A 13,454-nucleotide genomic window follows, 5' to 3' on the forward strand; every position below is an offset into this window, starting at 1 on the left:
CAGCGAGCGAAACGCATCGAACACGATGCGTTTCGCCGCATTTTTTTGCCGGAACCGCGCGAAATCAATAATCGATGATGTCGCGGTTGTTGTCGATCAGCGTCACGTCACCGGAGGTCACGCGCATATAGCGCTTCCGGAATTCCGGAACCGAATCGAGCACATAACGCTCGGCAATCGCCGCACGCTCTTCACACTTGGCCGCATCGCGCAGCAGCAGCAGACCGACGAAGACGTAGGTCTCCATCTCGACCAGACTGCGGGCCATGAGATCGTGATAGGCCGGATCCTTTTTCTCGGCGACGAATTTCACCGCCTTGAGCTGATCCTCGTAAAGCTCCATCACCATATCGCGGAGCCGCGCCAGCTTGCCGGTGAATTCCAGACCGGCGAGTTCATGAATCCGCTGGTCGTTGTCGCGCTGAATCACGCCGCCGATCGCCGCCACCACCTGCAGCTGCGTGGTGCCTTCGTAAATGTTGGTGATGCGGGCGTCGCGATAGAAACGCTCAGCGTTGAAGTCCTTCATGAAACCGGTACCGCCGTGGATCTGAATCGCATCGTAGGCGACCGAGTTCGCCACTTCCGTGGCCAGCGCCTTGCACATCGGGGTAAGCACCGCCGCCGTCTTGTTGTAGTACTTCTGCAACGCACGCTCTTCCGCGGTCGGATTCTCGCCGTGCTCAACCAGATGGGTGTAGGCATTGCGCAGGTCGACGACGCGGGTCGTTTCATAAAGCAGGGCCCGGGCGGCGGTCAGCCGCACCTTCATACTCGAAAGCATGTCGTAGATCGCCGGGAACTTGTCGATCGACCGCTTGAACTGCTGACGCTCGGAAGCATACTTGCGCGCCTCGCGGTAGGCCGCTTCGGCGATACCGACCGCCTGGCCGCTGATCGCGACGCGGGCACCGTTCATCAGACTCATCACGTAGCGGATGAGCCCCATGCGGCGCTTGCCGCAGAGCTGAGCGGGCACGTCGTTGTACTGCAACTCGGTCGTGGCAACGCCGTGGATGCCGAGCTTGTTCTCGATCCGGCGGACCACCAGCTGCGGACACGCTTCGCAGATGAACATCGAAAGGCCGCGGCCGTCGGTCGTCCCCTCTTCGGAGCGGGCCAGCACCAGGTGCACCTTGGCGCAACCGTTGGTGATGAAGCGCTTCATACCGTTGAGGTACCACTGACCGGTTTTTTCATCCTGCCAGGCGCGCAGCCGCACCGACTGAAGGTCGGAACCGAAATCCGGCTCGGTGAGGTCCATCGAACCGTCGTATTCGCCGCTCGCGAATTTGGGCAGATAGGTGTTCTTCTGCTCTTCGCTGCCGAAGAAGTTGATCGTCTCGGCAATGTCCTGCAGACCGAAGATGTTCTGCAACGACGCGTCGGCACGGGAAACCATTTCGGTCATCATCGTGTAGACCGAAACCGGGAAGTTCAGGCCGCCGTACTGGTGACCGAGCATCACACCCATCAGACCGGCCTGGGTCAGATCCTTCAGGTTCTGCACCGTCAGCGGGTGATAGGTGACCACGCCGTCGGCAAAATGCGGTCCTTCGGCGTCGACCGTGCGCGAGCGGGGCTCGATCCGGTCGCCGCAGATCTCGCCGACCACTTCGAGAACGCGGTTGAAGTTATCCAGCGCATCGGCATAATCGACCGGCGCATTGTCATAGGTCTCGGCATATTTGTAGCCGTTTTCCTGCAACTTGGTGGATTCCGCCAGATCCAGATGATTCAGCGTGAACATCAAATCCGGGTTGTCTTTGAAAAAGTTCGCCATCTTGAATAATCCTTACTGCTTGGCCTTGAATGCTTTGATCATTTGCGGAATCACGGTGTTCAAGTCACCGACGATCGAGTAGTGCGCGATGCTGAAAATCGGCGCGCCCGGATCGGTGTTGATCGCGATGATCTTTTTCGAATCCGACATGCCGGCGCAGTGCTGAATCGAACCGGAGATACCGCAGGCGATGTAGAGGCGCGGACGCACCGTCACACCGGTCTGACCGACCTGATGATCGTGATCGATCCACCCGGCGTCCACCGCGGCACGGGAGGCGCCGACTTCACCGCCGAGCGCTTCGGCCAGATCGTAGATCAGCTTGAAGTTCGCCTTGCTGCCGACACCGTAGCCGCCGGAGACAATGATCTGAGCGCCCTTGAGATCGACCTCCTTGTCGGCACGGACCCGCTCGAGCACCTTGACCACCGTTTCCGCATCGGTGATCTGCGGCTTGACGCGGACCAGCTTGCCCTTGCGGGAGGGATCCGGAGCATCCATCTTCATGACCCCTTCGCGGACGGTCACCATCTGCGGATCGTCCCAGGTGTTGACGATCGTCGCAATGATGTTGCCGCCGAAGGCCGGGCGGATCTGCATGAGCTTGTTGGTGTAGCTCTTGTTGTTCTTCTTATCTTCGAAGTCGTCAATCCGCAGCTGCGTGCAGTCGGCGGTGAGGCCGCCGAGCTTCTCGGAGGCGACGCGCGGCGCAAGTTCGCGCCCCTTGAGCGTGGCGCCGAAGAGAAGGATGTTCGGCTTGTGTTCACGGATCAGATCCATGATGACCTTCGCGTACGGAAGAACCGTAAAAGGCTCGAGCCGCGGATCTTCCGCAAGATAGACGGTGTCGCAGCCGTAGCTGTAGAGGGTATCGACGCACTTCTCGAGCTTGTCGCCGAGCAGGAGCGCTTCGGTCTTGACGCCCAGCTGAGCGGCGAGTTCACGGCCCTTGCAGACCAGTTCAAGGCTCACATCGGCGATCTTGCCGCCTTCCTGTTCGATAAAAACCCAGACGTTACCAATTTTTTCAGCCATGATGACGCTTACCCCAGAGTGTGATCGCTAATGAGTTCATGAATCAGTTCATTGATTCCCTCGGCGGTGGCCGGAACCGACTTCGCTTCGCTGGCGGTCAGCACCACGCTCATGACCTGCTTCACCTTGGTCGGGGAGCCCGGGAAACCGATGCGCGCCGGATCCGCGTTGATATCGGTGGCGCTGTACTCCTTGATCAGCAGCCCCTTCGCCTCGAGCGACCGCAGCCGGGCATCGAGTTCGTTGCCTTCGGTGTAGTTGCTGTTGGTGAATTCCTTGGCCACTTCGGAGGGAGTCCGGGCGCGCTTGTATTTCATGATGAGCTTGGCGTTCATCGGGCGCGGCTCGTTGGAGTCGATCACGGTCATCAACGCCGGCAGGGGGGATTCGAGAACTTCGTACCCGCCATCGATCGCGCGGCGGGCCACCACCTTCCCTTTGCCGAGCTCGACGACCTCTTCGACGTAGCAGATCTGCGGGAGCTTGAGTTTTTCCGCAATCTGCGGCCCGACCTGGGCGGTGTCGCCATCGATGGCCTGGCGGCCGCAGAGGATCAGATCGACCTTGCCGATCTTCTTCGCGCAGCAGGAGAGCGTATAGCTTGTCGCAAGGGTATCGGCTCCGGCGAGCGCGCGGTCGGTCACCAGAATCGCTTCATCCGCACCGCGGTAAAGCGCCTGCCGGAGAACCTCGGCGGCAGCCGGCATTCCCATCGTGGCAACCACCACGCGGACGCCGTAACGGTCTTTGAGCTGCAGGGCCAGTTCCAGCGCATTCAAATCCTCCGGATTGAAGATCGCCGGGAGCGCGGCCCGGTTCACGGTCCCTTCCGGCGTCATTGCGTCGCCGGAGATGTTCTGGGTATCCGGAACCTGTTTGACGAACACGAGTACGGTATAACTCACAGTTTCGACTCCCATTTTGGTTAATGGTTGATGTTGCATCCGTAAAAATTTTACAATCAAACGTGATAATATATCCTAAGCGCGGGAAATATCAAACGCTCCGAAGAACTTTTTCCGCAATTCCGGCAAAAAAATCCGTTCCTCTCCGGGGAAAATCAGCTTGCAACCGCCCGCGAGGCGCACTATGTTATATGTATGGTGAAACTGGCGGAAAAACTCATTCAAATTCAGGAATTCGACGGCAGCCGTGTCCCCTTCGACGCGGTGGAGCTGCAGACCAGACTCATCCACTGCTTCCTGGCGGCGGGTCTGCGCGACTCCAGCTACATGGCCGAAGACATCGCCCTTGCGGTCGAATATACGCTGCTCAACAGCAACCGCCCCGAACCGGTCTTCGGCCGCGGCGAACTCGGCTCGGCGGTCGTGCGGATGCTCGAAGAGACCGGGTTCCCGGAGGTCGCCGCCCTGTTCCGCCGGAACGGCAGTGAACGGCTCGTCACCATCAGCACCCGCCCGGAATCGGTCTCCGGACTGCTCGCAAAGTTTCTCGCCTGCCCGCCGGAACGGTTCGACCGGATCGTCCGCCAGGTGTGTGACGCGGCGCGGCTGCTCCACTTTGACGCGGCCTCGCCGCACCTCTTACTGGAGCTCGCCCGCCACTACGAACAGCTTGCGGAAGAGGAGCCCCCGCCGCCCGAACCGGTCGAACCGCCCCCTGCGCCGGCTGCCACCCAGAGCGAACTCTACCGGATTCTGCCGAAAGAGGCGCAGAAGCTGATCGACGACGGCATCCTGCGGGTCAACGGGATAACTCCGATCTTCTCCCGCATCAGCTTCTTCTTCATGATGAAGCCGTTTGCGGAGAAATTCCACCTTGCGCCCCCGGTGACCGAGCTGGAGGTGGAGCCCCTGCTCTACCGCATGACGGAGATTCTGGAAGCGGCGCGCGAAGCGATCGAGCAACATCTGGCCGTCACGGAACCGTTGCCGCTCTACCTCGCGGTGCCGGATATGCTGGACTTCATCGTCGATTACGAGCGCGGCGAACGGCTCGGCTCGGAAAAGCTCGGGCGGGAGCTTGCGGAAACCCTCACCGCCGGATTCCGCTGCGAGGTGAACCGGATTTCCATCAGCTGAGCCGCACGGCGCTCACTTCCACTCATTGGAGTAAAACGGCTCGACCCCGTCGACGCTTTCCGGAGTTTTCCCGACCGCGAACAGCAGTGTCACTCCGCTTTCCGCCCCCGGTTCCACCCGGTATCGGCGGCCGCGCTCGTCGCGCCACTCCCCGGCCGGCAGAACCGCCCGGGTGACCAGCAACGGCACCGGCCCGGAACAGCGGAGCAACGGCAGCGGGGAAGCGGTCCGCAATGCAGAGAGCGACCGGCGGTCCAGTTCGGCGAAGGGTTCCGCCGCGCACACCCCTTCCTCCCGGAGCAGCAGAGCCGCAAGCGAATTGGTCACCGGCAGCGGGAATTCAGCAATGATCTCAACTCCGGCAAACGGGCGGAGCAGTTCCAGCCCGTGGATTCCGCCGATCCGGAAACGGCGGATCCCGGCGTCATACGCCTGTGAAATCCGTTCCCGCCATTTCGGCAGTTCTCCTTCCGGCAGAAAGGCGGGAATCCGCAGTTCCGCCATATCCTGTTCCAGAGGGAGCGATTCCGGCGGCTTCGGAGGATTCCGGCGGAGGGCGCGGAATTTTTCCAGCGCGGCGGGAATTTCCGGATGAAGTTCCCGGCCGGCAAGGCGACCTGCCGCCCACTCCCAGAAACTCCGCCGCAGTTCACGGCAACTGCTCGACGGCACGAAAAACGCCCCCTCCACCACCGCATGAACCGGTGCGGCCTCCCACGGCTCCGGAACTCCGGCGGCAAACGCCGCTTCGACGGTTGCGGCATCCAGCGGGCGCTGTTTTGCCGGAGCAAAATCGACCGACGCCTGCCAGCACCCGTCCACGCCGTCGATCCGCCCCTCCCAGCGTGTGGCGGAACAGCGGAGCGTCACCGCCACCGCCTGCCGCCCGGCTGGAAGCGTCGAGGCCCGGCGGCTGAAATCAAATCCATTCTCCCCGATTTTGTAGAGCAGAAATCCGGGCGCGGCGGCAAACTCTCCGGGCAGAAAACACTCCACACCGGCCCGCACCCGGACCGTATCCGCTCCCCGGAACCGGAGCGAGATCAACGAAAAGGTGTTCCCCTCCCCGCCATCCGGCGGCACCAGCCGGAGCCGGTCGCCGAGGTGAAGCCGCCCCTCCGTCCGCACCGACAGTCCCGAGCGCGAAACCTTCCCGACCGTGCCGACCCGCACTCCGAATACGCCGGGCCGTTCGGAATCGATCAGCGTTTTCCACTCCTCCCGGCGGAAAAATCCGCTCGACGGGCGGCGCGTCGCGGTCGAACGAAGCAACTGGCGCGCCTCCTCTTCGACCGCGGGATCCTCCGGAGAATCGAGCAGCATCCGATAAGCGTGGACCGTTTTCCAGACATATTCCGGTCCGCGCAGACGCCCTTCGACTTTCAGCGAGGCGATGCCGAGCCGCCGGAACTCCGGCAGCAGATCCACCCCCTCCAGATCCTTCGGTGAAAGCAGAAAGCCCCGCCGCTTCCCCGCCTCGTAACTGCGGCGGCAGGGCTGTTTGCACTTGCCCCGGTTGCCGCTCCATCCGCCGAGCGCCGATGAGAGAAGACAGCGGCCGGAGAGACTGCAGCAGAGCGAACCGTGAACAAACACCTCCAGTTCAACCGGCGAAGCCGCGGCAATCCGCCGCAACTCCTCAAGCGTCAGCTGCCGCTCCAGAATCACCCGGCGGATGCCGAGTGCGGCCGCGGCCGCAACCCCCGCCGAATTGTGGATGCCCATCTGTGTCGAGGCGTGCAACACCAGCTGAGGGAAATAGTTGCGGCAGAGCTCCACCACCGCCAGATCCTGCACGATCAGCGCATCGGGGCGCAGACGTGCCAGTTCCGCCAGAAATTCCGCCGCCTCGTCGAGTTCCTCCTCCCGAAGCAGGGTGTTGAAGGTGAGGTAGACCCGACGCCCGTTGCCGTGCGCATAGCGGAGAAGTTTCCCCAGTTCGTCCGGGGAAAAATTGGCGGCCCGTTCCCGGGCGTTGAATTTGGCCAGCCCTCCGTAGACCGCATCGGCCCCCGCGTCGAACGCGGCAAGAGCGGTTTCCAGATTTCCGGCCGGAGCGAGCAGCTCCGGAACGTTCGATTGTCTCTCCATGCGGCAAAGGCTCCCGTGAACAGCGAATTTTCATCACACTCATAACATATCACCGCAACGGCTCCCCCGCAAGCAGGGAAACGCCCCCCGCAACGATGAATTTTCACCGCATGGAGACTTGCAATTTATCCAAACGGCAATATTTTATTCTCCGAAAGGCGCACTATGACCGACAGACCGTTTACACTGCCCGAACTCCATCTTGCCGACACCGACCGGAGCTGGTCGGAGGAGTGGTTTCTGCCCGCGCTGGAGGCGTTCCGCCGGCAGAGAGGGGAAACCGTACTGCCCCGCACCGAAGGCATGTGGGAGAAGGTGCCCGACAGCTTCTACCACCTGGAGCCGGAACTTTTTCTCCAGCTTCAGGGTGGGTGTGAATTCCGTTTCCCTCACCAGACCGTTCAGCTCCGCAGCGGCGACCTGCTGCTGATTCCCCCAGGGCTGCCCCACGCGGAACGGAGCAACAACTGCGGCGGCGCCCCGTTCGCCAACTTCGTTCTGATGACCCGCAGCAACCATGCTTCGCTGCATCTGGCCTGCGCCGGACGCGACCATCTCCCGACGGTCTACCATGTTCTGCCGCTGGAGGAACCGCTCTTCTACTGCGGAATCCTTCAGGCGCTCTCCGCCTGGGCTGACCATCGCGACCGGCGGTGCGACGAGATCCGCGACCACCTGACCCGGGCCCTGTTTGAAAAACTCCGGCTGGACATTGAACTGCGCCTCGCCGGAACGCGAAAGACGCAGACCGTGCACACCGTGACCGAATCGTTTCATCCGCTGGCGCACCGCGCAAAACGGTACATCGATGAAAATTTCCCCAACCGGTTTCCCGATGTGGCCGAGACGGCGCACGCGATCGGCTGTTCGCCGAACTACCTCTCCAGCCTCTTTCTGCGCGCTCACGGCATCACCATCAAAGAGTATGTCAATTCGCTGAAATTCAACTACGCCCGCCGGATGCTCGAAGAAAGCTCCTACAATGTCTCGGAGATCGCCGGCAGCTGCGGCTTCAGCGATGTCATCTATTTTTCCCGCCAGTTCCGGGCGCGGTTCGGCTACACGCCATCCCAGCTCCGCACCCGGCCGGCGGCCTTTGCAGACGTTACGAAACACAAACGAATGAATAAGGAAAACGACTTATGAAAACCGCTGCCATCGGTGAGATTCTGTTCGACCGCTTCCCCGACCGCGACCGCCTCGGCGGCGCCCCCTGCAACGTCGCGGCAATGCTCAGTCAGTTCGGGCTGAACTCCTTCCTCATCTCCGCCGTCGGCCGCGACCGGCTGGCGGAACGCGCCCTTGCGGAACTTGCGGAACTCGGCGTCAACACCTCGGCCGTCCAGACAAACGAGCTCCCGACCGGCGAAGTCCGCGTCTCTCTCGATTCGCACGGGAAACCGACCTACACCTTCGCCGAGAAATCCGCCTGGGACCAGATCTGCTGGACCCCTGCCCTCGCGGAACTCGCCCCGACCTTCGACGCGGTCTGCTTCGGCACCCTCGCTCAGCGAAACGGTTCAGCAGAAACCATCCGCACCTTCCTCCGCCATACCCGGAAAGACGCCCTTCGCGTCTTCGATCTCAATCTGCGTGCCCCCTACTACGACCGGAATGTGGTTCTGGAGACGCTTCAGCTGGCCAACATGCTAAAACTCAACGATGAAGAGCTCCCGATTCTGGCGGGATTCCTCGAGGTGAAACCCGAGGAGGTCATCCCCCGCCTGCTCGCCGGGAACATCGAACTGGTCGCCCTCAGCCTCGGCCCGGAGGGAGCCGAACTTCACCGCCGCGGCGAATGCTCCCGCGCCCCCGCCGGAGAGCTGGAGAAAATGGTTGACTCCGTCGGCGCCGGCGACAGCTTCACAGCGACGCTGATCGCCGGTCTGCTCCGCGGTCTTCCGCTCGACCGCATCAACCGGCACGGCAACCGCGTCGCCTCCTACGTCTGTTCACAGCACGGAGCCACTCCGCCGCTGCCGGATTCGCTCAAGGAGTTTTGAACCGGCGCGGCGGAAGAATCCCCCGCGTCAGAGCGCAGGTGTTTCAAAGAGGCGGCAGCTGTGGGGCGCCAGCTCCAGTTCGAGCACGCCGCCCGGAAACGCCACCAGCTCATCCCGCCAGAAGTCGCGCATTTCCGCACCCGGGATGCCGTAATCGGCGAGATTCAGCCGGACCCGCTTCGGAGTTTCCCCCCAGTTGACCGTCATCAGACGGCGGCCGTTCCCGACCCGCTGCAGCCAGAGCGCCGGACACTCTTCGGTGAAGAGATCCAGCGGTTTCGCCGCCTCGCCCGAAGGCGCGGCAACCACTTTGCGCGCCAGCTCCAGACCGGCCGCATTGAGCTTCGTCATGTCGTCGGAAAGGTTGACCGCACCGGCCGCCATCAGGACCACTCCCAGCAGAATCTCCACTTCGCTCTTCGTCGCCGTGGCGAGTTTCATATCGCGTTCCGCATCGAAGGCCGCTCCCGGCTCGACGAAGACGAGCAGCGGATTGAGCCGCCAGAGGTTCGGGTCGTCGCTGGTCTCCACGCCGCGGCAGACCGCGAAGTCCGGATCGTTGAGCCAGAGCCGCTTGTTCGCCCAGAAACGGGCGCCGGCCGACAGGGCGTTGCTGCGGATGTTCGGCCAGCGGGCATGAATGTCCGCGCCGATCCGGACCGAATCCACCATCCGGTTCCCCGCCAGAAACGGGTAGTTGCAGCCGAGAATCCGGGCACGGCCGTCGATTCCCTCGTAAACCGGTTCGAGCAGCCGCCGGACGATCTCGCTGCGCGGCACCATGCCGTCATGGAAACGGGGGGCGTTCAACGTGGAGTTGAGGAAGTCAAGCTTGAAGTATTTGTACCCCATCCCAGCATAGCGCGAAAAGAGTTCCCGCAGATGTTTGCGTGTCTTCTCCACGGTCGGGTCGAGCACGAAGCCGAACCGCCGCATGCACTCATAGGCGAGACAGGGCTGGCCGCCGAGGGAGAGCGCGAGCATCTCCGGCGCCTGCTGCGCGATGAAGCAGTGCGGTTCGATGATCGACGGCGCGAACCAGAGCCCCGGTTCGAATCCCATCTTCGAGAGTTCCTTCGCCAGAAATTCCATCCCATTGGGGAAATAGGGATTGGCCTCCCATTCGCCGTAGCAGTACTGCCAGCCGTCGTCGACGATGATCCGCTTGACATGTTTCGAAAGCACCGGATCGCGGGCGATGAATTCGGCGTTCTTCAGCACCTCCTCCTCGGTGATGGTCCAGCGATAATAGTCCCAGGAGTTCCAGCCGGCCTCCGGCGGAGCGGAGAAGTCCCGGGGGCACTCGATGTTGCCGCTGGTCCAGTTCTCCAGCAGTGCGAAGCCGTCGCCCGCCTCGATCGTGACCGGATCCAGCTCCACCTCGCAACCGCTGTAGCAGAGCAGTTCATAACGTGCCCGGACGCCGCCGAGCCGCTCCCCTTCGAACCGCCCCCGGAACGATCCCGGCTGCCGTTGGCGAAGCGGCATCGACAGCATCAGCGTCTTTCCGTTGCGGGTGATCATGCAGTGGTAGAAGCTTTCGAACTCCTTCTCCCGGCGGCAGGGCAGTTTGACCGCTTCGCAACCGCCCATGCGCAGCCCCTGGGCAAGAAGATGATCGGCCGCCAGTTCCGGAATCTCCAGCACGGTCACTTCGACAAGATCGGCGGGAGCCTTCAACGTGCCGTTCAGCCGCAGTACAATCCGCCCGGCCTGTTCGGCAGCGGAAAAACGCCAGCTGCCGGAACGGCTCGCTCCGGAAAGTTCTCCGGGGGCGGTGCAGCTCCAGCTCACCGGCTCCTCCTCCCGGTTGACGTGGATCTTCGTCCGGCAGTGTTCCAGCCGGAACTCGCCGAGCACAAGGTCAAATGTGCCGTCGGGATGAATCTCAATCATCTTCCTGATTCCCTTCTTCTCTTTTCACATCCGGAACTTTTTTGATTTCGGCGCGGGGAGCGGCCGGCTCCGCCTCCTCCGCCGGGATTGCATCATATGGCTTGAGCAGAGTGTCGAACGCCCGGTAAGGCACGAATCCGGCCCGTCCGGTGTAGGAGCGCACAAACGTTTCCGACGGGTTCTCCGCCTGATCGATCAACGCATTGGCCGCCGTCGACACGAGCCCGTCGAAATCGCACCGGATCACCCCGGCAATTCTCGGGTCATCCACCAGATCGATCGGGAAATGGTAGATGGTGATGATGCGCGGCCGATACGCCCTCTTCTCCGCGTCGATCGCGGCAAGAAGCGACTCCGCAATCCGGCAGGAACTCAGGAACACCACCGGCGGACTCTTCCGCAGAATTTCGCGAATCAATTGCGGCACCTGTTCGCGGCCGGAGAGATCCGGATACAGCTCCAGCGTCGCCCCCCATTCCCTCCCGGCCTCGGCAAACCACTCGACATAGCGGGAGAGATGATATCCGGCCAGGAAGAGCTGTTTTTCTCCGTCACAGCACACCTCGCGGACCGCATCGCGAATCGCCGCCCGGCAGTCGCTCCACGCCGTCGCAAATTGCGAGCTTTGCTGCCCGAAGAGGATCAATGGATAACGGATTCGGCACAACTCCTGCGCCAGAGGCAGATCGGGATCCAGCTGCGGCTGGTAGAGCACCCCGTCCACCTGAGAACGGACCAGACACTCCAGACAGCGCCGTTCCTTTTCCGGCTGGCCGCGCGTCACAAAGAGCATCAGCTGGTAGCCGCGGCGGTCGACGGTATCCAGAATCACATCGATCATTCCGGAAAAGTAGGGATCCCGCACTCCGCCGACCACGAAACCGATCATCTTCGTCCGCCCCTGCGCCAGCGCCTGCGCGGCAAAGCTGGGGCGGTAGCCGAGTTCCGCGATCGCACGGTCGATCCGTTCCCGCGTCTCCGGCTGAAGCCGCGCCGCAGGGTTGCCGTTGAGATACATCGACACCAGCGACTTCGACACCCCTGCCCGTGCGGCGATATCCTTCAATGTGACACGCATTCCCCTGCTCCTGGGCTGAACCGGTTCAGCAAAATATTGATTTAATATAAGCCGGAATGAACAAAATACAAGGAGAGAGGCAGCAAAAAAATCAAAATCCGGGAGTCCGGGAGGATTTTTCCGAAAAAATTCCCTTTTCCGGTACAATATCCGCCATGCTCCTCCCGTTAAAGAGACAACAGGACAACCTTTACAGGGAACGATTGTTATGAAAAAAGATTCCGGGAAATTCACGCTTATCGAACTCCTCGTGGTGATCGCGATCATCGCCATTCTGGCCGGAATGCTGCTTCCGGCACTCAACCGGGCCCGGGAGTCCGGATATCGCAGCACCTGCCAGAACAACCTCCGGCAGATCGGAATCATGATCAATGCCTATGAGGGCGACTGCAAGGTCCGCCCCTTCGCCTACATGATGCCCTCCATCGCGAAAGATGCGGGGGCGGACTGGCCGATCGGCATCGCCGAGGCACTCGCCAGCTACGGCGGCGGCGAAGGGAGCAAGGTGTTTCAATGCCCCCGGGACAACCGCCCCAAAAAGACCTATGACTACGAACAGTACGACGATTACGATTATGATGAAACCTATGCGGAAAGTTCCTTCGACAACGAAACGTTTTTCGGGACGGAATCGACCAGCTACCTCTATTTCCCGCCGCGCTACGGCCGCCGGAGCAATCCCCACTGGGAATCGCGCCGGGTGATTCTGGCGGACTTCCGCTACTTCCACGGCAAACCCGGTTCCGCCGGTTCGATCAACCATCTGTTCGGTGACATTCACGTCGGCGACTATCAGGACAAATAAGCGAAAGGAACGGCAAATGGCCATCATGCCCGATCTCGTCAAACCCGGTTCCCGCCGGAAACGGTGGATTCTGATCGCCGTCGCCGCCGTCGTCGTTCTCGGCGGAATCGTCGCAGCAGCCATCTGCTGCTGGCCGGTGACGCCGCCCGATCCGAAAGAAAACCAGGAGGAAGCGGCAAAATTTCTGGCCAGCAGGAACTTCGGCCGCATGAAACTGCAGGAGCAGCGAGACTACATCCGCTCCATCGGCGGCCCCCGTGCCCTCTTCCGCAACCGCACTGCCCTTTCGGAAAGCGAACGCCGTCAGGCGATGGAAAACATGCGCCGCATTTTCGCGGCGGAACAGGCGGCCAAAATGCGCAAATTTTTCGCCGCAAGCCTGGAAGAGCAGAACCGCATGCTCGACGAGGACATCGCCCGCATGAAGGCACGCCGCGCCGAATGGGAAAAACGCCGCGCCGAACGGGCCCGGCGGGAGGAAGAACGCCGCAAGCAGGCCGCCGCGGGCAACCAGCAGGCGGCCCAGCAGCCGCCGCGCCGCACCCCGCCCTCCGCACAGGAACGGCGCCAGCGGGAAGCCTCCGCCAATCCGACCACCCGCGCCCAGCATCAGGTGTACCGCCAGCTGATGCGTCAGCGGCAGGCGGGGAAGCGCTGAATCCGACCCCTTTCTGCACGGAGGCCGGAAGAGGAAACTCTTCCGCCTCCGTTTTTTTACTTG

At 61.9% G+C, this 13,454-nt stretch carries 11 protein-coding genes; 5 read left to right on the forward strand and 6 right to left on the reverse strand.

Annotated features, from left to right (window positions below):
• Nucleotides 1–64: 64 nt before the first annotated feature.
• The 3 genes from ACMLHG_RS07725 to ACMLHG_RS07735 are packed head-to-tail and all read right to left on the reverse strand — an operon-like array spanning nt 65 to nt 3,723.
• Nucleotides 65–1,783, reverse strand: a complete 1,719-nt coding sequence (locus ACMLHG_RS07725) for an acyl-CoA dehydrogenase family protein (RefSeq protein WP_417170132.1) — start codon at nt 1,781–1,783, stop codon at nt 65–67.
• A gap of 12 nt (nt 1,784–1,795) precedes the next feature.
• Nucleotides 1,796–2,806, reverse strand: a complete 1,011-nt coding sequence (locus ACMLHG_RS07730; protein WP_366943089.1) for an electron transfer flavoprotein subunit alpha/FixB family protein — start codon at nt 2,804–2,806, stop codon at nt 1,796–1,798.
• A 20-nt stretch (nt 2,807–2,826) separates the two neighbouring features.
• A complete protein-coding gene (locus ACMLHG_RS07735; protein ID WP_295807249.1) occupies nt 2,827–3,723 on the reverse strand; it encodes an electron transfer flavoprotein subunit beta/FixA family protein in 897 nt (298 codons plus the stop codon).
• Nucleotides 3,724–3,918: 195 nt separating this feature from the next.
• On the opposite strand from ACMLHG_RS07735, the gene ACMLHG_RS07740 reads away from it, so the two are divergent.
• Nucleotides 3,919–4,860, forward strand: coding sequence for a hypothetical protein (locus tag ACMLHG_RS07740; protein ID WP_295807247.1), 942 nt, complete (start codon nt 3,919–3,921; stop codon nt 4,858–4,860).
• A 12-nt stretch (nt 4,861–4,872) separates the two neighbouring features.
• Here the strand turns inward: ACMLHG_RS07740 and ACMLHG_RS07745 are convergent, their stop codons facing one another.
• A complete protein-coding gene (locus ACMLHG_RS07745) occupies nt 4,873–6,951 on the reverse strand; it encodes a peptidase U32 family protein (RefSeq protein WP_417170133.1) in 2,079 nt (692 codons plus the stop codon).
• A 165-nt stretch (nt 6,952–7,116) separates the two neighbouring features.
• On the opposite strand from ACMLHG_RS07745, the gene ACMLHG_RS07750 reads away from it, so the two are divergent.
• Together ACMLHG_RS07750 and ACMLHG_RS07755 are read left to right on the forward strand one after the other, a co-directional pair.
• Complete coding sequence (locus ACMLHG_RS07750; protein WP_417170134.1) at nt 7,117–8,097, forward strand: AraC family transcriptional regulator; 981 nt, start codon at nt 7,117–7,119, stop codon at nt 8,095–8,097.
• Nucleotides 8,094–8,954 carry a carbohydrate kinase family protein gene (locus ACMLHG_RS07755; protein WP_295807240.1) on the forward strand — a complete coding sequence of 287 codons (861 nt, stop codon included), beginning with the start codon at nt 8,094–8,096 and terminating at the stop codon, nt 8,952–8,954. Before ACMLHG_RS07750 ends, ACMLHG_RS07755 begins: the two co-directional genes overlap by 4 nt.
• 27 nt (nt 8,955–8,981) lie before the next feature.
• Here the strand turns inward: ACMLHG_RS07755 and ACMLHG_RS07760 are convergent, their stop codons facing one another.
• Both ACMLHG_RS07760 and ACMLHG_RS07765 read right to left on the reverse strand, forming a co-directional pair.
• Entirely contained in the window at nt 8,982–10,850 is a 1,869-nt protein-coding gene (locus ACMLHG_RS07760) for a glycoside hydrolase family 36 protein (RefSeq protein ID WP_417170135.1), read from the reverse strand.
• Nucleotides 10,843–11,928 (reverse strand): LacI family DNA-binding transcriptional regulator, encoded by a 1,086-nt coding sequence (locus tag ACMLHG_RS07765; protein WP_417170136.1) that lies wholly within the window; start codon nt 11,926–11,928, stop codon nt 10,843–10,845. Before ACMLHG_RS07765 ends, ACMLHG_RS07760 begins: the two co-directional genes overlap by 8 nt.
• Before the next feature lie 208 nt (nt 11,929–12,136).
• On the opposite strand from ACMLHG_RS07765, the gene ACMLHG_RS07770 reads away from it, so the two are divergent.
• Nucleotides 12,137–12,733: a type II secretion system protein gene (locus ACMLHG_RS07770; protein WP_294434429.1), complete on the forward strand. Its 597-nt coding sequence runs from the start codon at nt 12,137–12,139 to the stop codon at nt 12,731–12,733.
• A 16-nt stretch (nt 12,734–12,749) separates the two neighbouring features.
• Complete coding sequence (locus ACMLHG_RS07775; protein WP_295807232.1) at nt 12,750–13,391, forward strand: hypothetical protein; 642 nt, start codon at nt 12,750–12,752, stop codon at nt 13,389–13,391.
• Nucleotides 13,392–13,454: the final 63 nt, after the last annotated feature.

The sequence above is a fragment of the Victivallis sp. genome, from assembly GCF_048170485.1.
In the GTDB taxonomy this organism is placed as follows: Bacteria; Verrucomicrobiota; Lentisphaeria; order Victivallales; family Victivallaceae; genus Victivallis.

Bases quoted from the DNA above. Each gene is read 5' to 3' on its own strand.
- ACMLHG_RS07740 (WP_295807247.1), top strand. From the start codon at position 3,919: ATGGTGAAACTGGCGGAAAAACTCATTCAAATTCAGGAATTCGACGGC.
- ACMLHG_RS07755 (WP_295807240.1), top strand. From the start codon at position 8,094: ATGAAAACCGCTGCCATCGGTGAGATTCTGTTCGACCGCTTCCCCGAC.
- ACMLHG_RS07770 (WP_294434429.1), top strand. From the start codon at position 12,137: ATGAAAAAAGATTCCGGGAAATTCACGCTTATCGAACTCCTCGTGGTG.
- ACMLHG_RS07750 (WP_417170134.1), top strand. From the start codon at position 7,117: ATGACCGACAGACCGTTTACACTGCCCGAACTCCATCTTGCCGACACC.
- ACMLHG_RS07765 (WP_417170136.1), bottom strand. From the start codon at position 11,928: ATGCGTGTCACATTGAAGGATATCGCCGCACGGGCAGGGGTGTCGAAG.
- ACMLHG_RS07725 (WP_417170132.1), bottom strand. From the start codon at position 1,783: ATGGCGAACTTTTTCAAAGACAACCCGGATTTGATGTTCACGCTGAAT.
- ACMLHG_RS07775 (WP_295807232.1), top strand. From the start codon at position 12,750: ATGGCCATCATGCCCGATCTCGTCAAACCCGGTTCCCGCCGGAAACGG.
- ACMLHG_RS07760 (WP_417170135.1), bottom strand. From the start codon at position 10,850: ATGATTGAGATTCATCCCGACGGCACATTTGACCTTGTGCTCGGCGAG.
- ACMLHG_RS07745 (WP_417170133.1), bottom strand. From the start codon at position 6,951: ATGGAGAGACAATCGAACGTTCCGGAGCTGCTCGCTCCGGCCGGAAAT.